Source organism: Azonexus sp. (assembly GCF_041909095.1).
Taxonomy (GTDB): Bacteria; Pseudomonadota; Gammaproteobacteria; order Burkholderiales; family Rhodocyclaceae; genus Azonexus.
Window position 1 is genome coordinate 133090 of sequence record NZ_JAYREB010000008.1, and the last position, 26996, is coordinate 160085.

The 26996-nt window shown below is 63.6% G+C and carries 22 protein-coding genes; 12 read left to right on the forward strand and 10 right to left on the reverse strand.

Annotation, left to right across the window (positions count from 1 at the left end; all coding sequences use genetic code 11):
• Positions 1-50: 50 nt before the first annotated feature.
• Positions 51-515 (forward strand): RDD family protein, encoded by a 465-nt coding sequence (locus ACE3OV_RS14610; protein ID WP_374328119.1) that lies wholly within the window; start codon positions 51-53, stop codon positions 513-515.
• Here the strand turns inward: ACE3OV_RS14610 and bchE are convergent.
• Positions 466-2073 (reverse strand): magnesium-protoporphyrin IX monomethyl ester anaerobic oxidative cyclase, encoded by a 1608-nt coding sequence (gene bchE, locus ACE3OV_RS14615; protein ID WP_374328120.1) that lies wholly within the window; start codon positions 2071-2073, stop codon positions 466-468. The genes ACE3OV_RS14610 and bchE overlap by 50 nt on opposite strands.
• A 125-nt stretch (positions 2074-2198) precedes the next feature.
• On the opposite strand from bchE, the gene ACE3OV_RS14620 reads away from it, so the two are divergent.
• Entirely contained in the window at positions 2199-2813 is a 615-nt protein-coding gene (locus ACE3OV_RS14620; protein WP_374328121.1) for a phosphohydrolase, read from the forward strand.
• Positions 2814-2831: 18 nt separating this feature from the next.
• On the opposite strand, the gene ACE3OV_RS14625 is transcribed toward ACE3OV_RS14620, so the two are convergent.
• A complete protein-coding gene (locus ACE3OV_RS14625; RefSeq protein ID WP_374328123.1) occupies positions 2832-3215 on the reverse strand; it encodes a hypothetical protein in 384 nt (127 codons plus the stop codon).
• Between the two features lie 491 nt (positions 3216-3706).
• On the opposite strand from ACE3OV_RS14625, the gene ACE3OV_RS14630 reads away from it, so the two are divergent.
• The 10 genes from ACE3OV_RS14630 (at position 3707) to ACE3OV_RS14675 (ending at position 17692) form a co-directional block, all read left to right on the forward strand.
• The gene (locus ACE3OV_RS14630) at positions 3707-5227 is read left to right on the forward strand and encodes a DUF2138 family protein (RefSeq protein ID WP_374328124.1); all 1521 of its coding nucleotides are present in this window, start codon (positions 3707-3709) and stop codon (positions 5225-5227) included.
• Between the two features lie 21 nt (positions 5228-5248).
• Positions 5249-5899, forward strand: a complete 651-nt coding sequence (locus ACE3OV_RS14635; protein ID WP_374328125.1) for a DUF1175 family protein — start codon at positions 5249-5251, stop codon at positions 5897-5899.
• The gene (locus ACE3OV_RS14640; RefSeq protein WP_374328126.1) at positions 5836-10440 is read left to right on the forward strand and encodes an alpha-2-macroglobulin; all 4605 of its coding nucleotides are present in this window, start codon (positions 5836-5838) and stop codon (positions 10438-10440) included. Before ACE3OV_RS14635 ends, ACE3OV_RS14640 begins: the two co-directional genes overlap by 64 nt.
• Positions 10416-12086, forward strand: a complete 1671-nt coding sequence (locus tag ACE3OV_RS14645; RefSeq protein WP_374328127.1) for a DUF2300 domain-containing protein — start codon at positions 10416-10418, stop codon at positions 12084-12086. The genes ACE3OV_RS14640 and ACE3OV_RS14645 overlap by 25 nt, the downstream gene beginning before the upstream one ends.
• Positions 12083-12844, forward strand: a complete 762-nt coding sequence (locus ACE3OV_RS14650; protein WP_374328128.1) for a YfaP family protein — start codon at positions 12083-12085, stop codon at positions 12842-12844. Before ACE3OV_RS14645 ends, ACE3OV_RS14650 begins: the two co-directional genes overlap by 4 nt.
• A complete protein-coding gene (locus ACE3OV_RS14655) occupies positions 12841-13620 on the forward strand; it encodes a YfaP family protein (RefSeq protein WP_374328129.1) in 780 nt (259 codons plus the stop codon). The genes ACE3OV_RS14650 and ACE3OV_RS14655 overlap by 4 nt, the downstream gene beginning before the upstream one ends.
• A gap of 116 nt (positions 13621-13736) precedes the next feature.
• Entirely contained in the window at positions 13737-14423 is a 687-nt protein-coding gene (gene creB / locus ACE3OV_RS14660) for a two-component system response regulator CreB (RefSeq protein ID WP_374328130.1), read from the forward strand.
• A gap of 3 nt (positions 14424-14426) precedes the next feature.
• Positions 14427-15854 carry a two-component system sensor histidine kinase CreC gene (creC, locus tag ACE3OV_RS14665; RefSeq protein WP_374328132.1) on the forward strand — a complete coding sequence of 476 codons (1428 nt, stop codon included), beginning with the start codon at positions 14427-14429 and terminating at the stop codon, positions 15852-15854.
• Positions 15855-15979: 125 nt separating this feature from the next.
• Positions 15980-17173 carry an ATP/GTP-binding protein gene (locus ACE3OV_RS14670; protein WP_374328134.1) on the forward strand — a complete coding sequence of 398 codons (1194 nt, stop codon included), beginning with the start codon at positions 15980-15982 and terminating at the stop codon, positions 17171-17173.
• Between the two features lie 45 nt (positions 17174-17218).
• Positions 17219-17692: an RloB domain-containing protein gene (locus tag ACE3OV_RS14675; RefSeq protein WP_374328135.1), complete on the forward strand. Its 474-nt coding sequence runs from the start codon at positions 17219-17221 to the stop codon at positions 17690-17692.
• A 62-nt stretch (positions 17693-17754) separates the two neighbouring features.
• Here the strand turns inward: ACE3OV_RS14675 and ACE3OV_RS14680 are convergent, their stop codons facing one another.
• The 8 genes from ACE3OV_RS14680 to ACE3OV_RS14715 all read right to left on the reverse strand — a co-directional run.
• Complete coding sequence (locus ACE3OV_RS14680; RefSeq protein WP_374328136.1) at positions 17755-18717, reverse strand: hypothetical protein; 963 nt, start codon at positions 18715-18717, stop codon at positions 17755-17757.
• 119 nt (positions 18718-18836) lie between these two features.
• Positions 18837-19031, reverse strand: coding sequence for a hypothetical protein (locus ACE3OV_RS14685; RefSeq protein ID WP_374328137.1), 195 nt, complete (start codon positions 19029-19031; stop codon positions 18837-18839).
• A gap of 3 nt (positions 19032-19034) precedes the next feature.
• The gene (locus ACE3OV_RS14690; RefSeq protein WP_374328139.1) at positions 19035-20243 is read right to left on the reverse strand and encodes an RtcB family protein; all 1209 of its coding nucleotides are present in this window, start codon (positions 20241-20243) and stop codon (positions 19035-19037) included.
• A gap of 105 nt (positions 20244-20348) precedes the next feature.
• Positions 20349-22046 (reverse strand): IS1634 family transposase, encoded by a 1698-nt coding sequence (locus ACE3OV_RS14695; protein ID WP_374328141.1) that lies wholly within the window; start codon positions 22044-22046, stop codon positions 20349-20351.
• Positions 22047-22655: 609 nt separating this feature from the next.
• On the reverse strand, positions 22656-23129 hold the full coding sequence (locus ACE3OV_RS14700; RefSeq protein WP_374328142.1) for an ester cyclase: 474 nt from the start codon (positions 23127-23129) through the stop codon (positions 22656-22658).
• Between the two features lie 64 nt (positions 23130-23193).
• The gene (locus ACE3OV_RS14705; protein ID WP_374328144.1) at positions 23194-24777 is read right to left on the reverse strand and encodes a hypothetical protein; all 1584 of its coding nucleotides are present in this window, start codon (positions 24775-24777) and stop codon (positions 23194-23196) included.
• Between the two features lie 309 nt (positions 24778-25086).
• Complete coding sequence (locus ACE3OV_RS14710; protein ID WP_374328145.1) at positions 25087-26772, reverse strand: hypothetical protein; 1686 nt, start codon at positions 26770-26772, stop codon at positions 25087-25089.
• Between the two features lie 35 nt (positions 26773-26807).
• On the reverse strand, positions 26808-26996 hold a 189-nt coding region (locus ACE3OV_RS14715), incomplete at its 5' end, for a hypothetical protein (protein ID WP_374328146.1).

Sequence of the window (26996 nt, forward strand, 5' to 3'; positions counted from 1 at the left end):
CCCATGACAGCGCCATCCGACGCTGTCACCAATCGCTGAACGGGGTTGCCATGGACGAAACGGATGTCGAATACGCGGGTTTCTGGGTCAGGGTCGGCGCCAGCTTCATCGACTCGCTATTGATCGTGATCATCACCTTCCCGCTGCTCATTTCCCTCTACGGCTGGGAATACTTCGGTTCCGAGCAGTTGCTCGCCGGGCCGGCCGATTTCCTGATTTCCTGGATTCTGCCGGCGGTCGCCGTGATCTGGTTCTGGATGCAACGCCAGGCGACGCCGGGCAAGGCGGCGCTGGCGCTGCGCGTGGTCGATGCCGAGAGCGGCGCCGCGCTGTCGCTCGGGCAAAGCCTCGGGCGCTACCTGGGCTATTTCGTTGCGACGATTCCGCTTGGACTCGGCCTGCTCTGGGTCGGCTTCGACAGCCGGAAACAGGGCTGGCACGACAAGCTGGCGAGCACGGTGGTGATCAGGTCGAAACAGCGCGGCCCGCAAGCGGTCCGCTTCCCGCGCGGCTGAGCGGCACCGCGCGCGCGACAGGCATTCCGCTTGGGGCGCCCGGCAACACCACCGTCGCGCCAACGGCCGGGCGTAGCGCCGATTCGCGCTGGCGCCGCTCGAATTCGGCCAGACTCTGCCCGCTCGCTCGCGGCCGCGCGCCGAACAGGAATTCGCCGACCTCGCGCAGCCAGACGCGGCGCCCCATCTGCACGTACCAGCGCATGGCGTGACGGAATTCCGGGTCACGGCTGAAGTAGGTGCGCAGCAGCGCACGCGGCCGCAACTGCAGCGCCACCTCGATGCCCTTGACCCAGAGCAGCAGGCGCCAGGGCGGCATGCCCGGCGTCGCCAGCACCTGATGCTTGTAGTCCCAGAGGCGCGTATCGGTCTGCACCACCTCGCGCTGGGCGACCGTCTCGAAGAAGCGCGTCCAGCGATGCGGCGTCGCGTAAAGGAGCTGGATCTGGTCCGGGTCGTAGCGCAGCAGATGCTTGAGCGAGCGCCAGTAATCGCCGTCCGTCTCGGCGCCGAAGCCGACCACGTAGGTCGCCATCGAGACGATGCCGTGCCGGCGCAGCAGGCGGATCGCCTCGGCATCCTCGCGTGGGCTCGCGTCCTTGCCGATGGCCTTGAGTGTCGCCGCATCGTAGCTTTCGATGCCGAGCAGGAAGCGGATGACGCCGGCGCGGCGGTAGAGGTGCAGGATGTCGGCGTCGCGCACGATGTCGCCGGCGCGCGTCGAGCCGACCAGGGTGAGATTGACGTTTTCCGCGATCAGCGCTTCGAGGAAAGCCTGCCAGGCGGCGCGCGAGGCGGTCGGCAGTTCGTCGGCGAAGTTGATCACCTCGACGCCGTGTTCGCGGTGCAACCAGGCCAGCTCGCGGGCAAAACGGACCGGATCGCGATGCCGCCAGCTACGCCAGAAGCCGCGCTGGCCGCAGTAGCTGCAGAGATAGGGACAACCGCGCGAAAACTGCACAACCACCGCCCGCCGCCCGCCCCAGTAGGAATAACGGGCAAAGTCGATCAACTCCCAGGCGACGCGGTAGTCGTCCAGATTCGCTATCGGTTTCGCCTGCCGCGTCGCCCACACTCGCCCGTCCTGGCGGTAGGCGATGCCGGGCACGGTGGCGACCAGGCCGTGGCTGACGATGGCCCGTGCCAGCAGCAGCGCCGTGCGCTCGCCCTCGCCGCGCACGACCAGGTCGATGGCCGGGCACTGGCTCAGCGTCTCGCGCCAGTGATAGGTCGGATGGACGCCGCCATAGACGATGCAGACATCTGGTAGCGCCGCCTTGATGCGGGTGGCCAGTTCAAGGATGGTGGCGTGCGCGGTCGACGAGCCGGCGTGGCCGACCATGACGATGCGCGGCGCCGCCGCCCGCACGCGGCGGACGATTTCTTGTGGCGACAGCGGATCGTAGTCGGCATCGAGCAATTCGACGGCAAAGCCGGCGTCGAGCAGCGGCCCGCCGATGGCGAGCAGGCCGAGCGGCGGCAGATGATCGTCGGGAACGCGGCTACCGATGGCGGTATGCGGCGGATTGAGCAGAAGGATCTTGGCGTTGCGGGTCATGGCGGTCTCCTGAAGGAGGTGCCGCCACTGTCCAGCGGCCGGGTGAGGAGAGGATGAAGCGAGGGTGAAGCCGGCGGCCGGTGTTACAGTCGCTGCTCCAACGCCCCACCGCCGAACGCATCAGCATGAACCGCCAGCAAACCCCTCGCGCCTGGGTGCGCCAGCCGTCCGGCCGGCGCCTCGACCTGGCCAACCCGACCCCTTTCGACTGGGACGACCGCGACCTGGCGATCGGCCTCGCCCGGACCTTCCGCTGGGGCGGCCACTCGGTCTGGCCGCGACCGCTTTCGGTGGCGCAGCACAGCCTCCTGGTGCTGGCGCTGCGCCGCCGGATGTCGCCGGCACCGCTCGAACGCGCGGTCGCCCTGCGCGAACTGCTGCACGACGCCGAGGAGGGCCTGATCGGCTTCGACCCGATCTCGCCGCTCAAACCGATCCTCGGCGACGCTTTCGCGGCCTTGATGGAACGCCTGACGCAGGCGGTCTTCCTCCGCTACGGACTGCCCGCCTGGAGCGCCGACGAGAAACGCCTGCACAAGGACGCCGACCGCCTTGCCGCCGCCAGCGAGGCGGTGCACGTCGCCGGCTGGTCGGCGGCGGAAGTGCGCAGCGTGCTCGGCATCAAGGTCAGGCCGCTGGCCGACGACCCGCTGCTCGCCCAATACGGCGGCACGCCCTGGGAACCCTGGCCGGCCAGCATCGCCGCCGAACGCTTCCTGGCAGCGCTGAGCAATCCGTAAACCGCCCGACCGGGCGTTTCAGTCGATCGCCGGGATATTCCAGCCCTCCAGCGAGAACAGGAAAAGCAGCATCCCCGTGCCGACGACGAAGTACAGGCCGGCCGCAAGCAGCGAGCGGCCGAGGCCCGCCTCCAGCCCCACGGTTTCCGCCGCGTGCCGCGGCCAGCGCAAGAAGAAGAACCAGCCCCAGATAACGAGGACGATGAAGGGCAGGAGCAGCGGCAGGACACCGCGCCACAGCCCGAAGACGAAGCCGCCATGCATCACCAGGAAGGCGCCACCGCCGTAGAGCAGCGCCGGCTGCCAGCCAAGATGGCCAGCGCCGAGCAGGCGGCAGGCCAGGCTGGCGCAAGTGGCGCAAAGCAGAATGAAGAGCAGCGGATAGAGCAGAAGCAGCCACATCGCTTCAGCCCCCCGCCCGCCGGCGGGCGGCAATGGCAGATGACGGCACGACGGGGCAAACGACTGATGGCATGGCGGACTCCCGAAAGGTTCAGGCCGCCACTGTCGCCCGGCCGGGTGAGGCGACGATGAAGCAAGGGTGAAGCCGCAGTTCAGGCGCTGACCGGTTCGGAAATCTCGATCAGGTTGGCGTCGGGGTCGCGCACGTAGACCGAGCGGATCGGACCTGTGGCGCCGGTACGCAGGCGCAGGCCTGTCGATCTTCAATCACCACCACCTACGCCCGCCGTGGCAGCTGACACAAGCGCCGAGCCGATGCCTGTCTTGGCCGACGACATTTCGCGGAGATCTCACGTCGGCGATGACAGCGAAAGCCATATAATGCCGTTTCAATACTTCGTCATATCCAGGAGAGAGGAAACATGAGCGGTGCGGCACGATTGGCCAGATTGATGAAGATCTCTCTATATCTTGCAGTAGCTGTTCTGCTAATGCGCCATCTTTCAGGTTGGGCGCAATTCGATGGCCAGGTGAACCGGCTGGCGCTCGATCTGGCGAAACCGGACGGCATCGTCGTCACCCGTTCGCTGTCCCGCCTGCCACGCGATCTCCTACGCGTACCGCTACTGAAGGACACACTGAGCGAGGACTTCGTCTTCTATTACGAGCACAACGAAGACCGCTTGAGTCTGACCGGCAGCCTCAGGCGCATCGCCTACGAGCACGACCTCAACTGGAGCGACCGGTTGCTGCAGGAGGTGCTCGATCAGCCGGCAGAAATCGCCTTCTGGCGCGACGCCAAAGGTGCCGCCGAGTACACCCTGACCGTCATCACGCGCGACACCCTTGCCCGCCTGGTGCAGGAAGCCGCCACCTTCGCGCTCAAGGACAAGCAGCTCACGCGAGCCGGCGAGATCGCCGTGGGAGGCGATAGCGTTCCGCTACTGGTGCTCTCCTACGGGCGCGACCGCAACCTGCTGATCGCCAGCCGGGGCAACCGCGTCGCCATTCTCTCCGACCCGGGAATGTTGCTCGCCAGCCCCAACAAGGTAGACGACAAAGCCGCCACCGTGCTGGCCCGATTGCTGAGCGCAAACGCCAACGACCAGGGCCTATTGCGCCGCGAATTCAGTCTCGACAACGCCGATCTCGATCATCGCCTGGTGGTCTCCGCGCGCTTCCTGTCCTTCGGCTACCAGCGCTTCTTCCCGGCCGTCGAAGCATTGCGCTTCGATTTCGGCCGAGGACAATGGAGCACCGCGGTCCGACTGGCCAGCGGCACGTCGTTGCAGCCTGCTGCTTCGTCCCGCGCCTTGCCGGCCGGCCCGGCCGCCTGCGCCTGGCTGCCGGCCGCCCTACCGGCAAACCTGATTCCCGCCTCCGCCCAGGGCGCACCGACCAGCCTGCCACGCCTTGCCGGCACCGCCGCTGCCTGCTGGTACGACGAGTCGTCGCTGCATACGCCCTTGTTCGTGGCCGAACTAGCCGCGGAGGCCGATGCCGTTACCGACAAGGCGCTGGGCGAGTTGTATGCCTGGATGGTCAAGGGAACGCGGGTAGACGACGTCAGCCGCCAGGGGACGGTGCAATGGCAGAACCAGACCCCCGCGCGCTACGGCCCGTACGGCGGTGATGGCCAGCCGGCTTACTACAAACCCACGTTTGCCCGTAAAGGCCGGCTGCTACTCTTCTCGCCCGACGACCAACTGGTCGGTCGGGCGCTGGATGTCCTGGAACGGCGCTACCCCAGCATCGCCGATGCCATGCCGGTCCGACAGGGGAGCGTGCCGTTGGCGACGTTCACGCCGGCAGCGATGGCCAGCTTGTCGCGCGCGGCAGTTTTCGAAGTGCTCGACAACCAGGCGGCGCTGCACGACGCCGCCGAAACGCATCTGGTGCCGCGCCTCGAAGCGCTCGCCAAGTACCCAGCCTATCGCCTGATGCTGCCTGCTTCCGGCACAAATGGCGGCTGGCAAAAAGTGAATTGGGAAGCGCTGGCCGCCAATCCCTGAGCACAACCGTAACACCAAGCCATGATCGATCTTCGCCGCCGCCTGCTCCTGCAAGGGCTCACCGCCGCCTGCCTGGGCACGGCGTTCGGGCCTGCACGCGCTGCCGTCGGCCTTGATCCGGCGCAGTCGCGCATCTTCCGCGCCTGGCTGGTACGCATTGTCCGGGCGCAGGTCGACCAGGGCCCGACGCCACGCTGGCAGCACCGCGATTGCGCCGGGCTGGTCAGGTTTGCCGTTGCCGAAGCGCTGCGCCCGCACGACGCGAAATGGAAGAAGTCGATGGGCCTGGCCGGGGTCGTCCTGCCGCCAGAACTCGAACTCGACGCCGAACAGCGCGCTGCCCTGCGCCACAACTGGCGCCTGGCCGACGGGTCGCGTTCGGCCTACGCCGGCGCCCTGGAACTTGTGCAGGGCAACACCCGCTTCGTTTCCCGGGAGTGGCAGCAGGCGCTGCCGGGCGACCTGTTTTTCTTCGACCAGGGGGATGACCAGCATCTGATGGTCTGGATGGGTCGTTACCTCGCTTACCACACAGGCGCCGCAACACCGGCAGACAACGGCTTGCGCGCCCTCGACATCAAGACACTCATTCATTGGAAGGACACCAGATGGCCACCGGTCCCGCACAATCCCAATTTCGCCGGTATCTATCGCTTGTCGTTCTTGCCCTGACCCTGAGCGCGGCGCTGCTCGGCGTTCCGCCGCCGGTACTGGCGCAGGAGCCGGCGCGGGGGGCGCCGTTCTTCCTGTTGTCCGATGCCTCCTACGGCTCCAACGAAGAGGCCAAGGTCCGCTTCGAGGCCACCAACATGGGAGCGGTGGCCGAATACGGCGGCGCCGACGTCTACATCTATCGCATCCCGCGGCCGCTCGACTTCCTGCAACGGCAGAAGAACCTGCACCGCGTCCAGGTCGACGGCAACCTGGCCGGCACCGGGCTGGCGAATGCGCTGCGCTATTCGTGGGACCGCTGGTACGTGCGCTCGCGTCAAGCCTGGCGCGGCCTGTTCTCGGGCGCTGCGCGCGGTGCGGCGGTCAAGCAGGCGCCGGAGCTCGCGATCAAGCCCGGCTTCGACACGCCAACGCGCTTCCGTCAGGACCCGCAGTACAAACCGATCAAGGGCCTCGACCTGCAGGACAGTTTCCGCTATCCAATCGCGGCTGCGCGCCCGATCGAGCCCCCGCAGGGTGTGCAGCTCGACGGCAGCAGCAGCGAATTCATCGCTCCCGGCAACGGCAACGTGATGATCCCGCTGGGCAGGCGCCAGCCCGGCCTCTACCTCGTTGAGGCCGTCGTCGGCCAGCACCGCGCCACCACGCTGCTGTTCGTCGCCGACACCGTCGCCATCACCAAGATCTCCGCCGGCCAGCTCCTGACCTGGGCCGCCGGGCGCCGGAACGGAGAACCGGTCGCCGGCACGCGGGTGTTGTGGACCGACGGCAGCGGCGTGCTCAAGAGTGGCGTCACCGACACCGACGGACTGGCCATCTTCGAGCGCAGTGCGCCGGAACAGACCTACGTGATGGGCGAGGACAAGGCCGGCGGAGTTTTCATTTCCGAGAACTACTACTACGACAGCGAGATCTACAACGCCAAGCTCTACGCCGTCACCGACCGCCCCCTGTACCGGCCCGGCGACCAGGTGTTCATCAAGGTGATCGGGCGCGATTTCGTGTCCGCGCGCGAATCGCGCCCGGTGGCGTCCGGCGAGTTGCTGGTGCAGGTGTTCGACCCGAACGGCCTGCCGGTGACTCGGCAGAAGATCACACTCGCCAGCGACAGCGGCGCCGATACCAGCTTCCGCCTGCCCGACAATTCGCCGGCCGGCGGCTACGAGATCCGCTTCGACTACCGCGGCGACCGCTATGGCGCCGCCTTCCGCGTCGCCGAATACCAGAAGCCCCATTTCGAGATCGCCGTCCTGCCGGACAAGCCGGACTTCCGGACCGGTGAAGCCGTCACCGGCCGCCTGCAACTCGCCTATCCGGACGGCAAGCCGGTCCGCAACGCCAATGTCGAACTGTCGGTGCGGGCGCAGCAGATGACGATGGTGGATGGCGACCTGGGCTACGGCGGGCAATTCCCGGTCAAGCTCGCCGCCGCGTCGTTTAAAACCGATGACAAGGGCGTGGCCACCTTCGCGCTACCGCCCGCCACCGACCCCAGCCGCTACGTGCTCACGGTTTTCGCCACCGACGGTGCCGCCTACCGGGTGAAGACGACGCGCGAACTCCTCGTCGAAAGCGGCGGCCATGCCTGGACCCTGAAGGCCGATCGCCAGTTCTCCGCCGCTGGCGAGCGCGTCGAGTTCGCCGTCACGGCCGCGGGCGAGGCGGGCAGCCCGCCTGTGCGCTGGGAGTGGGTGCGCCTGGAAAACCGCGCCCGCGAAGAAGGCCGGATCGAACGGCCCGGCCGCGTCTCGGTGGTTTTCCCCGGCGCCGGCTCTTACACCCTGACGCTGCGCGACGCGAACAACAACGTCGTCGCCGCCGCGTCGCACTTCGTCAGCGGCGCCGGGGCGAAGGCGCCCGCCGGCAGCATCGCCATCGTCTTCGACCGCAGGCAGTACCGGCCAGGCGACACCGCCGAGGCGCTGATCACCTTCCCGGACGAGGTCGCGCATGCGCTGCTGACCCTCGAACGCGACAAGGTGGAAAAGACCTCCATGCTCGCCGGCACCGACTGGGTGAAGCTGGAACGCCTGACGCCGACGCAGTGGCGTGCCCGGCTGCCGGTGGCCGAGCACTACGGCCCGAACATCACGCTCTCCGTGGCTTACGCCAAGGATGGCGACTACGTGTTCCAGAACCAGGGCCTCAAGGTCGACCAGCCGCGCATCGATCTGGAGTTCAAGCTCGCCAAGGCGACGTATGCACCCGGCGAGAAGGTTGACATCGATATCCTCGCCCATCGCCAGGGCAAGCCGGTCGCGGCCAGCGTGGCCGTTGGCGTCGTCGACGAGATGATCTACGTCCTGCAACCGGAGATCGCACCGGACATCTTCGATTTCTTCTATCACCCGCGCCGCAACAATGTGCGCACCGCCGCCAGCCTCGGCTTCATCGGCTACGACCTCGCCTCGCCACGCACCGGCAAGGGCCCGAGCCGGCGCCAGGTGCACGAGCGCGCCGTCAAGGTGCTGGAACGCCCGCGCCGCGAAGAGGTCGACACCGCCTTCTGGCATCCGCGCCTGAAGACGGACGCCGACGGCCGCGCCCGCTTCAGCTTCACCATGCCCGATTCGCTGACACGCTGGCGCATCACCGGCCGCGCCATCGACGACACGGGAACGGTCGGCCAGAAGACCGCGTGGCTACGCTCGGAAAAAACCGTCTACCTCAAGTGGACCAGCCCCGACTGGTTGCGCGACAAGGATGCGCCGATGGCCTCGGTGGCGCTCTTCAACCAGAGCCAGGAGGTGCAGAAGGTCGAATTCAGCGCCCAAGGCGGGGCGAGCCATCACGAATCACTGAACCTCAAGCCCGGCATCAACTTCGTGCACCTGCCACTGACCGGCGGCGCGCTGTCGCCCGTGCTGCTCACCGTGCGCCAGCACGGCCGGGCGATCGATGCGCTCGAAGTGCCGTTGCGGCACGAACCGCTGCACTGGTCCAGCCCGCGCAGCCGGCAGATCGACCTGGCTGCCACCCGCGTGCCACTCGATCTGCCGGCCGATGCTCGGCAGGTACGCGTGCGTTTCTCCACCGGCGCCGACGCGCATTTCGCGCGCGTCGCCGAGGACCTCATCGAGTATCCCTACGGCTGCGTCGAGCAGACCGCCAGTCGGCTGATCCCGCTGGCACTGGCGATCCAGAGCATGAACGACGTCGCGCCCGACAGCCTGCTGCGGCAGCGCCTCTACAGCCAGCGCTTCCGCCTGGCGCAGATGGCCGGCCCCAACGCCCGGTTCACCTGGTGGGGCGACAGCACCGGCGATGATGCCTTCCTGACCGCCTATGCCTACTATGCCGACTGGCTCGCCAGCCGCAGTCTTGGTCTGATACTGCCGCCCGAGCACTGGAACCGCCTGCTCAATAGCTATGCCGCCAGCGGTTATCGCCTGCCGCCCCTGCAACGGGCACTCGCACTGGCCTGGATGCAGGAAATCGGCCTGCCCGTCGTTTCGCTCGTCGAAGCGCTGGCCGACGACCTGGCCGGCATCGACAAGGCAGCGGCGAGCCGGCACGGCGACGGCGACAGCATCGCCATGACCGATCCCGCCGGCCGTCGCGGCGTCGCCGCCGCCCGGGTACTGACCGCGCACACCGCCCGGCAGGCTGGCGCCCGCGTCAGCAAGACGCTGGAAGCAAGTGAAGCTGCCGATCTCGACGTGCTCAAGTCGGCAAAGCGGCCGTTCGAGAACGCCCTGCTGTTGCTGACTGGCAAAGCTAGCGGCCTGCTGCCGGAACAGGTGCTGGCTGCCGCCAGCCCTGCCAGCCCGACCTTCGAACGGGCGATGGCGCTGGTCTGGACCCACCGGGCACTGGGCGGCAAGTTGGGCGGAGGCGCTGCCAGCCCCGTTCCGGCAGCGCCCTGGCGCAAGGTCGTTACCGCCACCGGTCGTAGTGCCTTCGTCCTGCCGGCGGGCACAGCAACACCGAAGACGCTCGATCTCGCGGCGGCGCCGGCCGCCGGCAGCGTCGCCTTCGTCGACTACGAGAGCCGCGCGCCCCAGGCGGGTTCGCTGCCGGTGACGGTCGAGCGGCGCCTCTACCGGCTCGTCCAGGCGGCAACGACGCGTCAGGAAGCGGACGGCACGCCGCGTCGTGGCCAGACATCGGCCCCTGACACGGTGGCCTTCAGCGCCGAGTTCAGCCTGGAAGCCGTCGCCCGCAACGGCGTCGTGCACAGCAACGAGGTGTATCTCGACGAAATCGTGCTGCGGCCCAACGGTACGCCGATGCACTACGGCCTGCTCGAAGCCGCCTTGCCGCCTGGTGCCGCGGTCGAGAAGAGCACCTGGGGGATCAGCCTGCGCCGTGGCGGCAAAGGCGCGGAAGCGATGGAGAAGGCACGCCAGGAGAACACCCGCTTCGGCTATGCAGTGCCGGTCGCCCCTCTCGACCGTGAGGTGACGATCCGGCATCTGCTGCGCTTCTCCCAGAAGGGCCAGTTCCAGTTGCCGCCGGCGCGCTTCCACCGGATGTACCAGCCGGAACAGAAGGCCTTCGAAGCGAAGGATCGCGCATGGACCAGCGTCCGCGTCGACTAGTGCGATCGCTGCTGGCCGCCTGCACCGCCCTGATGGTGCAAGCCGCCGCGGCCCAGGATGCCGTCGTCGCCTGGCGCGATGCCGGCACGGTGCGCTGGCACGGACTGTCCTCCGGGCAGGCCCGGCTACCGGAGCGGATACCGCTCGGCAGCGTCTGGAAACTCTTCGTCTACGCCTACCTCGCCGACACCGGCAAGGATGAACCCGCCTACCGCTGCGCAGCGCGTTCCACCGCGCGCGGTGAAGACGAGTACTGTTGCGAACCCGGAGCCTGGGTGGAGCGCGACGATGCGCTTGCACGCTCCTGCGCCCCCTACTTCGCCCCGACGCGGCTGGGCATCGCTGCGGCCGACTGGCGCCGTTACTGGCAAGAACGCGGCGATCCCGACGCGGAATGGCTGGCCGACCTCGACAAGCTCAAGGCGGACACGCGGGTTGCGCCGGCGCAACTCCTCGCGGCGCTGGATGCGGTGTCGCCACCGGCGCGCCGGCGTGCACGCGAAGCGCTGCTGGCCGTGCTGCTGCAAGGCTACGGCCGCGACGCCTGGCCCGAGACTGGCACTGGCCTGAGGTTCAAGACCTTCTCCTGGCACGACGAGCACGGCCGCAATATCGGCGGTGGCGCGGGCTGGACGTCGGACGGCACGGCCTTCTGGTTTGCCGCGGCCGGCGCCAGCCGTAACGCCATCGAACGCCATGGCGCCGCGCTGGCGCAAGGTCTGCCCGCGCCGGACACCGATGCCGACGAGGGCGATGCACCCTGCGTCGACGTCCACTTCTTCGCCCGCTATCCGATTGCCAGCGTGCGCGACGCCCAGGGCAGGGCCGTTCCGGGCGGTAGCCTGGCGGGGCCGGTGGAGGTGCGCTTCGAGAATGGCAGCCGGCTTACCCTGTACCCCCGGCGCACGTTGGACCTCGACCATGAAGGCGGCCGGCCGGTGATACGCGGCCGCTTTACCATCGAGGACTATGTCGCCCGGGTCATCGACCGCGAAGGCAGCGCTGCGCAGCCGCAAGCGGCGCGCGCGCTGGCCGTGGCCGCGCGCAGCTACCTCGTGCAACAGGCGAATTTCGCCAACGGTTGCCGCAGCATCGCCGACGACAGCCGCCGCCAGCGCGTCAGCCCGAATCCGCCATCGGCCGCCGCCCGTGCCGCCGCCCGGTTCACCGAGGGCCTGGTCCTGCAAACCCCGGTGCGTTACCACCGCGACAAGGCGGCGCCGCAGGTCATGTCCTGGCGTCGCGCCGAGGCACTGGCGGCCTCCGGGCAGCGCTTCGATGCCATTCTTGCCGACGCCTTCAGCCCTGCCGCCTTCGGCGGCATCGGCCATGGCACAGATTGCGCACGGCTTGCGGACGCGGAAGCCTGGCTTGCCGGCCGGGGCGTCACCTGGGCGCGCGCGCTGCGACCCGAGCCCGGTTTCGAAACGCCGGAGCGCATTACGGTTTGCGCGCTCGGCACCGGCCATCCCTATGCCGACGAAGGCCGCAACCGCATTTATGTCCGCGACTGGATGTCCGCCCAGGGGCGCCTCGCCCTGGCGCATGAATACGTCCATCTTGCTTTCCGTTTCCACCCGAGCGGCGAAGACGAAGACTTCGTCGAACGAACTGCGCGTCGGCTCGACGCCGGAGCATTGCCATGAAAACGCATTCCGCCGCCCTCCTCTGCATCCTGCATGCCGCTTCGGCCGGCGCGCAGGTGACGATTGACCGGCCGGCCGGCGGCTGGCGGCATTCCGCCGGCGAGCCGGGCCGCTTCCACCAGCAGGTCAATTACCCCGCCTCGTCGGTCAACGTCGACGGGCAGCCGTTATCGGCACAGATTCGCGGCCGTATCGCCGGAACCGGTAAACCGGACGGCAAGCCGGCGACGCTGATCGTCAACGGCACCGCCATGCCCCTGCAGGTGGACGCCGACGGCAGTTTCGCCCGCCCCTATGCCTTCGGCAGCGGCAGCAATAGCGTCGAAGTGCGCGCCCCTGACGGGCGTCGTACGCGCCGCCAGTTCGTGGACGGCTACGCGGGCCGTGCCCAGGCAAGGTTGCGCGTCGTGCTGTCCTGGGATTCGGACAACACCGACCTCGACCTGCACGTCATCTCGCCCGACGGACAGCATGTGTTCTATGGCGCGCGCCAGGCGGCCAACGGCGGCGCGCTCGATGTCGACGTGACGACCGGCTACGGACCGGAGATTTACGCCAACCCCGCGCCGCCGGCGGGCGTGTACCATGTCTTCGTCAATTACTTTGGTGCCGGCTCGTTGTCCGACGACCACCTGAGCACGGCGCAGGTGGCGGTGATCAGCGAAGAGAACAGCCTCGCCGAACGCCGACAAGTCTTCCGGGTGCCGCTGCGCAAACCGGGGGAACTAACCCTTGTGAAGTCCTTTGCCTATCCATGAAGAACACCATTGCATTCGGCGCCATCATCGCTCTCACCTGCCTCTCCGTCCCTGCAGCGGAGATCGACAAGCCGGTCGGCGGCTGGAATTACGGTGGCCTGATCGACCGTAGCGGCGACGCCGCCTACGCCTATCCGAACCCGCCCATCGACCGTGGCGCGCAGCGCCATCGTTCGCTGATCCAGGGACGCCTCAAGGCCGCCGGTCCGCGCAAACCCGGCACGCTGATCGTCAACGGCAACGCCATGACGCTGTACGCCGGCGAAGACGGCCGTTACGCCCGGCCCTATGCCTTCGGCGCCGGCTCGAACAGCATCGAGGTACGCGACAACGACCGCAGCGTCAAGCGGGTGCAGTTCTACGAGGCGAATGCCGGCCGTCCCCAGCCGCGCCTGCGCGTCGCTCTGGCGTGGGACGACAGCCAGGCCGAGGTGGACATGCACGTCATCACCCCCGACGGCCAGCATGCCTTCTGGGCCCATCCCGTCCTCAGCAACGGCGGCGGGCTGGACGTCGACAGTGTCGACGGGCCGGGCCCCGAGATGTTCACCGCCGCGGCGCCGCTGCACGGCGACTATCATATCTTCGTCAACTACTGGGGCAATTTCGGTGCCGGCGGCTACCACTTCGACGAAAGCACGCGCGAGATTCCGGTCATCACGGCGCGGATCAGCCTGGTTTTCGACGAGAACACACTAGCCGAGAAGCGCGAAACCTTCCTGATTCCGCTGCGCAAGATCGGCGACCTGACCCTGGTCAAATCCTTCCGCCGCTGAAGGCCGGCGCCGGCTGATCACCAGTGCAACAGCGCATTCGTCGCCCGTCAGAAATCCCCGACTTGCATGCAAATGAGTTGGGATAAGCAAGGTTTTTTGGGATCATTGCCGCCATCATGAACATCCTGATCGTCGACGACGAACCGGCCATCGCCGATACGCTGAGCTACGCGCTGCGCGCCGAGGGTTTCGCCACCGAGTGCTGCACGCTCGGCGGCGAGGCGCTGGCGCGCTTGCAACAGGGTGGCGTCGATTTCGTCGTGCTCGACGTCGGCCTGCCCGACATCACCGGCTTCGACGTCTGCCGTGCGCTGCGCCGCGACTCCGACCTGCCGGTGCTGTTCCTGACCGCCCGTTCCGACGAGGTGGACCGCATCGTCGGCCTCGAACTGGGCGGCGACGACTACGTCACCAAGCCGTTCAGCCCGCGCGAGGTCGCCTCGCGGGTGCGCGCCATCCTGCGCCGCCTGCATCCGGAGCCGCGCCAGAACGGCGACTCCGGCGCCCAGGCGCCCAAGCCGGAAAGATTCGCCGTCGACCGCGACGGTCTGCGCATCGCCTACCACGGCCACTGGCTGGCGCTGACCCGCTACGAATACCTGCTGCTGGCGCTGCTGCTCGAACGCCCGGGGCGCATCCTGAGCCGCCCGCAGATCATGGCGGCGGTCTGGCAGGACGACGGCGAAAGCCTGGAGCGCACCGTCGACACCCACATCAAGACGCTGCGCAGCAAGCTGCGCGCGGTGCGCGACGACGAGGTCATCCTCACCCATCGCGGCCTCGGCTACAGCCTGGCCGCCTGAACCGTGAACATCTCGATCCGCCTGTTCTTCGGCTATTTCCTGGTGGTCGGGCTGGCCGCCTGGTTCGTGCTGTACACCTTCGTCAAGGAGAGCGAGCCGAGCATCCGCCAGGCCACCGAGGAAAGCCTGGTGGACAGCGCCAACCTGCTCGCCGAACTGGCCGCCGGCGAACTCGCCGCCGGGCAGATCAACGACGGCGCCTTCGCCACGGCCGTCGCCGCCGCATTGCAACGCCATCCGGGCGCCGAAATCTACGGCATCAGGAAGGACAGCGTCGACCTGCGCATCTATCTCACCGACGCGCACGGCGTCGTCGTCTACGACTCGGCCGGCCAGGCGCGGGGCGCGGACTTCTCGCAGTGGAAGGACGTCGCCCGCGTCCTGCGCGGCGAATACGGCGCCCGCCAGAGCCGATACAACCCGGACGATCCGACCACCTCGGTCATGCACGTCGCCGCGCCGGTGCGCCGCGACGGCCAGTTGATCGGCGTCATCTCGCTGGCCAAGCCGATGACCTCGATCGCCCCCTTCGTCGAGCGCGCCACCGACCGCGTGCGCGCCTCCGGACTGACGCTGCTGCTGGCGACGGCGGTGATCGGCCTGGTATTCACCGCCTGGCTCAGCTGGTCGATCCACCGCCTGCGCGACTACGCCCGCGCCGTCAGCGAAGGGCGCAAAGCCGAACCGCCGAGCGGCGGCGGCCGCCAACTCTCCGAACTGGCGCAGGCGCTGGCGACGATGCGCGAAAAACTCGAAGGCAAGCAGTACGTCGAACGCTACGTGCAGAATCTGGCACACGAGATGAAAAGCCCGCTGACCGCGGTGATCGGCGCCGCCGAAATCCTCGAGGACGAACTCCCGGCGGAAGACCGCCGCCGCTTCGCCGCCAGCATCGGCGAACAGGCCGGGCGCCTGCGCGACATCATCGAACGCATGCTGCAACTCGCCCGCGTCGAACAACTGCAGGCGCCCGGCGCCAAGGCCACGGTCGACCTCGCCGAACTCCTCAAAACCGCCGTCGCCGACCGCCAACTGGCGCTCGCCGCGCGCAACCTGCACTGCGTCATCGACGCCGAACCGGGCATCACCCTCAACGGCGACGCCTTCCTGCTGCGCCAGGCCGTGCTCAACCTGCTCGACAACGCCATCGAATTCTCACCCGCCGGCGGCGAAATCTTCCTGACTCTGCGCACAACCGCCGAAGCCGCCGAAATCCGCGTCCGCGACCACGGCGCCGGCGCCCCCGACTACGCCCTGGCGCAACTCTTCAATCGCTTCTACTCCCTGCCCCGACCGGCGACGGGGAAGAAGAGCACAGGACTGGGGCTGGCGCTGGTGCGGGAGGTGGCGAGGTTGCATGGTGGGGAGGCGGGGTTTGCGAATCATCCGGAGGGCGGTGGGGAAGCGCGACTGACGCTAGCGCGCGGATAGCCCCGCGAGCGACCATTTTCGTGGCGCCACGAAAATGATCAACCAGGCTCATACGAGCAGCGTGCAAAATTCAATTTACTAAGGCACAATCAACAACATATTGTTGAAAACAGTCGAGCAACAAATTGATCCACGCCCTGCGCTTCTCCAACTTCTTCTCCTTCGCCGACGAAAGCGAAATCTCTTTCGTCCTGGATGCGCGCGCCAGCGGCACCGAGAGCAGCTTTGCCTCGACCGCCACCGACCGCCAACTGAGCAAGCTGCTGGCGGTCGTCGGTGCCAACGGCGCGGGCAAGACCAACGTGATCAAGGCGCTGGATTTCGTCTGCTGGTTCATCACCCAGTCCTTTTTCAAGGAGGGCGGCGGCGCCCTGGCCGTCGAACCCCATCTGCTCGGCGCGGATCGCGCCAGCCACTTTGAACTGGAGTTTGAAGCCGAACACAAGCTGTACCGCTACACGCTCGCAGTCAGCAGCGAACGCGTGCTTTCCGAATCCCTGCAACTCAAGACCAGCCGCCTGTTCAGCACGCTGTTCACACGCGAATGGGACGAAGCCAGCGGCACGGAGAAAATCCAGCAACGCAGTTTTGGCCTGCCGCAGAAACAGGCCGAGAAGGTCAAGCCGCTCGCCTCGCTGATTTCCACGGCGGAGCAGTTCGGCGTGGAAACCGCCCGGAGCATTGTCAACGCCCTGGGCAAGCGCCGGAGCAATGTCGGCCCGAACGGTCGCAAGGCCTTTCGCGGCATGCACGATGTCATGAACGCCACCCAATTCTTCTTCGATAGCGAACAACATCGCCAGAAGATGACGACGCTGCTCAACCAGTGGGATTTCGGCTTGCAGGACGTCCAGATCGAGACCTTGCGCAGCATGCAGGACGGCAAGGAAGAAGAGGTCCTGGTGCCTTTTGGCATCCACCGCGACGGCGAACGCGAAATGAAATTACCCATGTTTGCCGAATCCAGCGGTACCCAGGCGGCCTTCGTTTTGCTTGCCGGCCTGCTGCCCATTCTGGCGGAAGGCGGTGTGGTGATCTTTGACGAACTGGAATCCGACCTCCACCCGCTGATGCTGGAGCCGATCCTGAACCTGTTCATCAGCCCGAAGAGCAATCCGCACAACGCCCAGATCATCTTCACCTGCCACTCGCTGGAAATCCTCAACCTGCTCAGGAAAGGCCAGATCATGCTGGTCGAGAAGACCGAACACTGCCGCAGCGAAGCCTGGCGCCTGTCGGAAATGGAAGGCGTGCGCGCCGATGACAATTTCTACGCCAAGTACATGGCCGGCACTTACGGCGCCGTGCCCATGCTGTGAGACCGGCACATGGCAAAGCGTCCGCTGCGCAAAACCAACCGGACCGTGCAGATCGTGGTCGAGGGCGAAACGGAAGAAGCCTTCATCACTCACCTCAAAAAGCTCTATTACCGCCGGGGGATGCGACTGTCCGTCAGGATCAGGAATGCCCACGGGCATGGCCCGCAGGGCATCATCGACAAGCTGAAGTCGGTCGCCAAGACGGAAGATTTCAGCCAACGCATTGCCGTGCTGGATGCCGACATTCCGCTCACGGCAGCGGAAGCGCGTTGGCTACGAAAGGAAAAAGTCGACACCATCGTTTCCGTGCCCGCGATTGAAGCAACCCTGTTGGCGATCCTCGGCAAGCCAGCGCCAGATACTACCGAAGCCTGCAAGAAGGAACTGCAAAAGCATGCCCCCGGCGACCCGACCGAGGTCAGCTATCACGAAAAGTATTTTCCGCACGAGAAGCTCGAACAGGCGCGCGGCAAGCTTGCGGTGCTTGATGCGCTGATCGCCGCCGTCAGCACCGAATAGCCGCACGCCCGGAAACGCTTCCTGTCATCGCACAGGCAAGCCAGCAAGGAAACACTCCCTCCCTACGCCGCCAACCGAAACATCCCCACCGCCGGATTCTGCCGCCGCAGTCCTGCGTTGGCCTTGTCGGCGAGCAGGAAATCCGGCCAGTCGGCGGTTGGCTGGAAGCAGAAGCGGCGCGGCAGTTCGGTGTACAGCGAGCGCGGCGGCGCCGAGTGGCCGATGCGCTTGAGCAGGCGGCCGCTCGCTTCGCTGTGGTAGTAGATGTGCGCGATGCCGATTTCCTCGCGCAGGAAGTCAATCGCCGCCCACAGCATGGCTTCGGCCCAGATCGGCTGGTAGCGTTCGCGCAGGTGGCGGCAGTAGGCGAGCGACTGGCCGAGCGGTAACGGCAGCTTGCGGTAGCCGTACTTGACGACGTCCTGGTCGCCGGCGCCGGCCCGCTTTTGCCGCAGCAACCAGTCTTCCAGATCGTCCGCGTAGCGCAGCCAGTCGTTCTGGATTTCCTCGATCAGCGCGCTGCCGCTCGCCCAGTCGATGTCGATGCGCGCCCAGGCCAGCGTGTGGCGCTGGCGCGCGACCGGGTGGCTGTAGCAGGTGAACAGGTGGTCGGCGTCGCCGAGCGGCGCGAATAGGCGCTCGTGTTCGCCGCTGAAATTGAGTTGCAGCACCAGATTGACGCCCGGCCGCGAGGTCTGCTGCCAGCGCCACTTACTGCGCGACTCGTCGCCCCAGAGCGCGAGGTTGAGGATGAAAGGCATCTGCGCCGCATCGTAATCGGCGGCATTGAGCCAGGCTTCGTCGAGGCTGCCGCCGCAGGTGGCGAGCAAGGGCTTCAGGCGCGGCTTTTCGAGCAGGCCGGCGTAGGCGGAACGGCGCAAGGCGGCGACCGGCGCGCGGCGCCCCGGCTGCTGGCGGCAGTGATGCCGCAACAGGCCGATGCCGTAGCGGTCACGGTAATAGGAATAGACGGTGCGTTCGCCCTGCAGGCAGGCGACGATCTCGTCGGCGAGTGCTTTTTGCATGGATGACTCCGGGAGGTGCATTCGGGAATGAGGTGCGTAGCGGGGGCTGGGAAAGGTCAGTCATGGTTTTCTCCTTGGTAAAAAATGCGCCGCGACCGGATCGGCCGCGGCCTTGTCCTTCAATCAATTTCAAACTCCGCCACATCGCCGGCGAGCAACGCATCGAGCATCTCTCGAGTGCGTTGCCGCGCCTGCTGGCGGGCGGCCTTGCGGGTGTTGCCGTGCGGGCCGGCGCGGCGGGTCAGGCCGGGCACCAGCAGCGGATTGCGCGGCCGGCTTTGCGGCAGGATCAACGGTTCAAGTTTCTTGGCCATCGCTCACCCCTTCACGCACAGGACCTGCTTCAGGGTATGGACCACCTCCACCAGATCGCGCTGGTTGTCCATCACCTGATCGATGTCCTTGTACGCCGCCGGAATTTCATCGACGACCCCGCTGTCCTTACGGCATTCGATACCCGCCGTCTGGTCTTCCAGATCGAAACGGGAAAAGCGCCGCTTGGCCGCGCTGCGGCTCATCCGCCGCCCCGCCCCGTGCGCGCATGAGCAGAACGACTGGGCATTGCCCAGCCCACGCACGATGTACGAACGCGCCCCCATGCTGCCGGGGATGATGCCCAGTTCGCCCGCCTGCGCCGAAATGGCGCCCTTGCGGGTGATGAGCAGGTTCTCGCCGAAATGCCGCTCGCGCGCCACGTAGTTGTGGTGGCAGTTGATCGCCTCGCTCTCCAGCCGGAAAGGCGGCAGCTGCTTCTTCAACACCTCGACCACCGCCGCCAGCATCTGCTGCCGGTTGAGCAGCGCGTAATCCTGCGCCCACTCCACCGCCTCGACGTAATCGTCGAACAGGTCCGAGCCCTCGCTGAAATACGCTAGGTCGCGGTCCGGCAGATGGATGCGGTGACGCTGCATGTCCTTCTGCGCGGCGGCGATGAAATAGCGGCCGATGACGTTGCCGATGCCGCGCGAGCCCGAATGCAGCATCACCCACACCGCGCCGGCCTCGTCTAGGCAGAGCTCGATGAAGTGATTGCCGCCGCCCAGCGTGCCAAGCTGGCACAGCCAGGTTTCGCTGAAACGGCGCTGCATCTTCATCAGCCCCGGATGCTTGCCGACAATCGTATCCAGCCGCTGGTCGAGCACCCGCCCGACCCGCTGCAAGGCGCTGCCGCGCATCCGGCTCGCCGCGTGCTGCTCGAAACCGCAAGGCACGCTGCCCTCGATGCCCAGACGCAGACTGCGCAGATTGTCCGGCAAATCCTCGGCACGCAACGTCGTGCGCACCGCGTTCATGCCGCAACCGATGTCCACGCCGACCGCCGCCGGAATGATCGCCTGCCGCGTCGGAATGACGCTGCCGACGGTGGCGCCGATGCCCGCATGCACGTCCGGCATGGCCGCGACATGACCATGCACGATCGGCAGGTTGGCCACGTTCAGCAACTGCTGCATGGCCGAAGCTTCGATATCGCGCGTCCACACCTTGACCGGGACGCGCCCCTTGTTCAGTTCTAATTGAATGCCCATGATGGATTCCAGAATATTGCTTTGCTACGGAATCCGGCCCGCCCGAGTTCGACAGTTAAACGCGTAAGCTGTTGTTTTATATGAACCGTAGTTCAAAAACGTGTACTACAAGAGAGAAAGTTGCTGTGGTTGCGTCGGTTTTCTCAATCTCAAAGCGGTAAAGACGCGGTCCTGTGTGTCGGAAAGACGCGAGATGCCTGTCACTGGCCGTTCGGCCTGGTTGATACGAATCTGATGATGCTGAAGCTTCTGCAACTCCTGCAGCGCCCGCTCAGGCGACAGTTGCGCATCGGCGCTGCTTAGTCGCTGTCGCATGACGCGGTAAAGGATCAAGGCAATGAAGCAGATGGCGGCGTGTGCCTTGATTCGTTCCGGTAACCGATGAAACACCGGGCCGATTTCGATCTCCGATTTCAGCACCCGGAAGCCGCGCTCGATATCAGCGAGCGACTTGTAACGGTCAACCACGCCCTGCGGCGACAAATCCGGCGTGTTGGTCACCAGTAGCAATTTGCCGTCCATCAGTTCGGCCAGTGCCAGGGCATCGTGGTCGATTTCGTAGGCAAAGAGTTCATTCTTCAAATCGACACGAATGATGTTCGCCAGATGGGCGTCCTTGACCGCGTGATACAACCTTGCCTTGGCGCCGCTGTCAGAGAGTTTTTTGCCACGGGCCTTCACCCCGGCATCCTGCGCATCGAGCTTGCCCGCCCAGGCGTTCGCCTGCGCTTCCAGTGCTTCGATCCGTTCGCGGCGCAAAGCTTGGGCATCCTTGGCCACTTCGGGATCGTGCGCAACGACCAAGCGCAAGCCGCGCCACGGCAATTCGTCGATGATTTCCTGTTCGGCTCCAGCACACTGCGCCTGAAACGCATCCAGCAACTCGGTAAATTCACTGTAACGCCGACCGGGAACGGCCAGCACGAATTCCAGGGGCTCGCCGCTTTCCAGGCGGATATCGGAGAGCGCCTCCAGGTTGTCCAGCGACAGCAAGCCCCGATCCGCCACCAGTACCACCCGGCGAATCGAAGGGAAGCGTTCGAGCACCGTCTTCAAGGTCGGCAACAGCGTCGGCGATTCCGCCGTATTGCCGGCAAACACTTCGTGATAGATCGGCAGGCCATCCCCTGTTTGCACGACACCGAGCATCACCTGGCGGGCGATGAGGCCTTCCTTGGCCATGCCGAACTGGCGGACATCACCTTCCTGGTCAGAGGTGCCTTCCGTGCGAATGGTGGTCATGTCGTAGAACACCACCGACAATTCCTGGTCGATCAAGGGACGCAGCAGATTGGCGACCACGGCATCGACGTCGGTCTGATGATCGACCAAGGCATCCATGCTGCGCAGCAGATGCTGGTGGGTGATCGATTCCACCTCAACGCCCGGCATCGCTACCGTATCCAGCCAGCGCAAGACACCGAGTTTCGATTCCGGATCGCACAGGCGATTGAACACCATCACCCGAATCAGCGCTTCAACATCGATGCTGTGCCGGGTCTTACGGAATACACGACGCAACTCGCCAAAGCCCAGCGATTCCCAGAGTTCGTTGAGTGCCCAAACGTTGCCAAGCGCACGTGCCGATTCGAACTCGACCGCTGGCAACGGCGCATTCAGGAAATCCGGTCGTCCGGTCACCTTGAGCAGCCCGGAGATGACGGAATCCAGGCTGTCGGTCAGTTGATCCAGGCGCCCGAGCGTGACCAGCGTGCGATGCTTGGCCTTGCCGGCGTCGTCACGGAAGGCTTCGACAAGCTGGAGATATTGGCGCGGACCGGAGTGGGTGATCTTGAGGAACATGCCAAGACTTTACCAGCACGGAAAAGCTTGTCAAATATAGCCACTAAAACCATCGACGTGCCACTACACGACTTTTTGGAAAATCGCCTCGAAACCCGCATGGCTGCGTTGGTGGCTTCTCGAAAATGGCCTTTTTTTGGCTTGAACTGTCGAACTCGGGGGCCCGCAATGAAAACTTTGCGGTCAACCGCCAAAAAGGCATAAAAAAACCCCGGCGGACGGCCAGGGTTCATTTCCCGGCCCGGATTCGCTGATCAGCGCGTTCCGGGCGACGACTCGCCTGCGGCTCAGCGCTGGAAAACCTCGTGATCTAGTGCAGGCATGTCGTACTCCTTTCAAAAAATGCGGTTGGCAAAACGTGGGGGAAGTATCGCGGGGGGATGGGGCGGGGGTCAAGGTGATGTTTCGGCATGGATGCAACAGGTGTTGCGTGGATGCAACGCTCGTACTGAAAGCATCGAGCAGGATCAGTGTCTCGCTGGTAGCGGAATCGGGAGTGACTTCGTCTCAAATCGACCCATAGGGCGCATTCATTATCTGCCAAAGCAGACATTCAACCTCTGCTTCCACCTAACGAGGCCACGCAGAGCCGCGCCAGATGGCAATTTTTTAGCCATTTGCATTCTTCTCAAGCAATTGGAGCAAGCCGTGGACATCGCCAAGCACCCACAAGTCAGCGACCTTCTCACCCTCGAACGAAAAGAGTGCAGTCCCCTGCCACTCAACAGGTTTTCCAGTAGGTTGATAACCAAAGAACTCGCCCCGATGGATGCCAGAAAAGCGCATACGTGCGAATGCCTTCGAACCCTCGATAACGAGGTCAAGTATGTCGCAGCGATAACTCGCCAAGGCGGAGTGCACAAAATCGACATATGACCCAAACCCCTCGTGGCCGACCTTCGTTTGACCGAGCGAACCACGAAAAGTGAAGCCATCACAAAGCAAAACAGGAATTTTTGACTTGTCGTGTCGGTTCCAGATGTCGCTGTAAAAGCTTTCTACGACTGAACGAATATGTGATGGCGTCATCGGAGTGTCTAAACAGTTGCTGGTAAGGGTATGGCCTATGCCGACATTGATCATCGATTCGAAAGTGGCAGGAATCGTCAGTCATAGTCAAAAAAGCTGACGGACAATTCGGCTACAACTAAGTCTTGATTTCGATCGTCCGAGCCTCTGCAATTAATGTGGTCATATTGGCCCTAGACTGATCAATTAACCGACGAGCGACGCGAACGCGCACCGCTGCAAGCCGCTCACTCGCTTGAGCTTCCAGCATAATTGGAGGAACGAATGCAGATGCGGTATCACGGAATTCGTTGGCCAATTCATCTAACTGCTTGTTAAATGCAGTTTCGGCATCTTTAAGTCGCCCCCGAAAGGCTTCTTCGAACGCCTTTCGCTTGTTGGCAATTTCGTTGTCCTTGCGCTTGTTCGAATCTGTGAGCCACTTAAATATTCCAGCAACTGCAACTGCACCTCCGGCGTAGGGGATCACTGGCGCAATCACTGGCATAACGAGAGCAGCCCCCAGATAATAAATAGCGGCACCAGCACTTACAGCAGACAAAAAACCAATGCCTAACGTGGCGTCTGCGACTTGATCTGTCCCGTTTAATACCCGAGTCGTCGGTCTCAAAGCTGGCATTAAGGTCACAAAATAGCTGTGATGCATACGCGCAAGAATCGACGTTCTGGATAGTTTCATTTCGACCTGAAACAGGCGGAGTTCATCTTTCAATAAGGCCAGAGATTCTTCCTTTCGTCGAACGATACGATCAATGCGCCGCTCAAGCTCCTTCGAAAAACTCGTTCGTGCAATGCTTTCCCATACTTGAGGTAGTTTCCACTGATCGGTCTTCAATCGGTTGCCAACCTCCAATTCGAAGGTGTCACCGGCGTCGTGAACGGCATCATCGATTTCCTCAGCAAACGAGCGCTTCTCGAATTCGATTCTGGATTCAACGTTGGCTAGGCGTTGGGATACTTGGTCGAAAAGAGCTTCGGCCGAAGCAGCATGCCCGTTCACGCTGGTCTGGACTTGTTCGGCTACTCTAAGCTGCGCCTCATAGGTGTCGACCTGTTCGATGATTCGTTGAAGCGTCGTGACAATAGACTCCTGAAGGTCTTTCTGGGTGATCTTTCCTTCTTCGTAGTTCCAGATATGATCGACAATACTAGGCTGCCCAGTCGCGCGAAAGCAGTTCTCGCCAAGGCGAAGTAGTTGTTTCCCACGGATCAACCGCATCGAATGGCGTGCGACTGTGTTCCAAAGTCGCTCGTGTTCGTCAGTTGGAAATTCCTCAAGTTCCGTTAGCGTCGTTTGATGGCCAAGGCTTTCCGCGAGATTCCGGGCGATCTTTCGGCTGTCGTTTCCTTGGATGACCAGTAGGGGCCTTGCAGCCTCGAACGCTGAGCGAGCAGTTGCCGGTTCGATTTCCTGACTGGCATTTTTTAGACGACTGAATGCCTTGTTAAGGTCAGTTGGATTTTCAAGAGAATCGAGAATTATCAAGCACGCGAGTGCACTTTGCTCCACCGAGACAAAAATCTCATGGAGTGCGACATACTCGGCGAGGTTGACGGTACCGTCCGAGGCCGCAATAGCCCCCAGCGTCCTGAAATACTCGGTCAGAAACGTCGCGTCTGAGCGGATAAACTGGTCCAGGTTCGGTCGCATCGGTGCAAACTTGGGCTGAACCTTACTGGCACCAAATTTTAATAAACTCATGCTTTCTCCCTAAGCCGGACTGACCGGAACCAAACATGCAAACGCCTCCATCGGCCGTGCGCAGAAATTATGGACCCTCCGTCCGATTTACGTCCTTGCAAATGTTCCCGGGTCTCCGGGGGAAGTAATGCAACCCATTGGGTTCATGGGCGGTTTAGCCGTTGCGCTAACCGCGCTGCCTGAAGTATGGCACATGAAAATTCTGCTCACAGTTTAAGTCCCATACATAATGATAATGTTCTTGAATGTGCGCAATGCCCGCCGAGCAGATAATTCCAGCCACGTCGGAAGGTTGATCACGGGGAGTAACTAAAGCCCGAATACCCTTAGCGCCGCGTCGACAAATACGTCCATGCCTTTACTACCCAGACCGCCGCTTTTGGTCGGATGCGGGATTTCCTCATAAACGTAGACGCCGCGAGGCCCAATGAACCTATCCTTGAGGAGGGGCTTTCCACCGAATAGATAGGCTGCGAAGGTCTCGGCGCGAAGAGCACCGTAGTCAAGGTCAGCGCTAAATCCGATGGTCAGTTGTTGCGAGACAGTGCCGCCGTTTAGCGCATCTTGAACTACAACACCCCGGCAACCTTTGACGATCAGCTTTGCCGGTCCGTGGAAAACGATGTAGCGCAATTGCAGGGTCAGCCACGCCTGCAGATTTAAAAGCCGCCACTGTCTGGAAATTGCAAGCGTGCCGCCGGTCTGCCGGATGATTCCTATCAAGTGTGTTGGCCTCAGGCAGACAGATGCGCCTTCAGGCACATCGATCACAATCAGTTCATTAAGGGAATCCTTGCCGACCGAGACAACAACTGAAGTTTCGTTCAGAGGGCTGACCTTGGTGAGGTTGCGCATCCCAGCAGCGTAGCTGGAGAGAATGCCGCAACCCTTGAGCCACCATTCTGCCGAGATGCGGCAGTCGTCCGGCGTATAGGCTTGCAGGAACTCAGGAAGGACGATGAGATCCTCTCCGGGACGCAAGCTGATAGGCTTGGAAACCGAAGAGGTTTCCCCGTTTGAGGCAATGTCTGTTGTCGACTCCGTTACCAGAAGGCGGATCGGGCGTTGGCGCTCGGCCAAAGGAGCGAGAACATAGTAAAAGACTATCTTCAAGCCAATTGGCATCACGATGAATCCAACGACGATCCAGAGAGCCAGGGGGGCTACTTTGCGGACAGGTTCGATCAGCAGCGACTGCAGCCAGTGATCGGAGACTTTCTTCCTGAAAATTGAGGTCTCTTTCTCAAGAGCCTTGATCGCTGAGTTTTCATTGGCACTGTTGACCTTAAACTCGCCAATTTTCTTCAGGCCCTTCTCCATCTCAATAACCAGTCGCTGACACCTCATGTGCTGGTCCTGCAACTGGAAAGTCCGTTGCGCTACTTCATTGGCTCTGTTGAGCAGCACCTTACGTCTTATGTTGTGGCCCGAAAACGGGTTTCGCTTCTCGACGAGGCCGGCGTTATGGTCCATTTCGTCAAGCTGAGCAACAAGCATCGAATGCTCACGAAGGGCCCTGTGATGGTTATCCACGAGGTTGGCGCATCTGGTTTTCTGGTTGGGTATTCCTTGCGAGAGTGCTCGAAATTCCTGAAGATAGTTGAGTTCCTGTCGGGCCAGATCGATTTCGATTTTCAGACGTGTTGAGCCGATCAGAGTCGTCGGGTTCAATCTGCCCATGACTGTGTCCAGTTCTTTCAGTCGGGCCTCCTTGTCGGAAATTTCGGTCTGCAGCACCTGAATCCGCTTGTCGATTTCGTGAGGCAATTTCGTGAGCCGATTCGTCGAGGTCTCAACTTGTTGCCGCGACGCGGCTAGCTCCGATTGCATCCTTTTCTGGTTTGTCTCCAAAAATTCGACGCTCTGCTCGAGTTCGCGAAGTACTTGCCATTGTTGCGACAGGAGGAGCCCAAACCAGAGGATGAGCGTCACCCCGATGAACCAGTAGGCTCGGCGCAACAGCCATGAGCCAATGTCAAATACGATTCGAAACATTTACTTATTTTTGTATAGATAGTTTTGCGGGCACCTCATCCTGCCATTTGCCCGCAAATTGTGCCAACTTGTAATGGCATGGTGGGAACGTTGAATCTATTAACCCGGCAATCCAATAGGTTCATTACGCAGCATATTGGATTTTCTGGTGCTTGAAATATGACATAACCCGTTCCGGTCGATTCTGTATTTTCATCATTGCGCCACGCACCTTCGATTCCAAT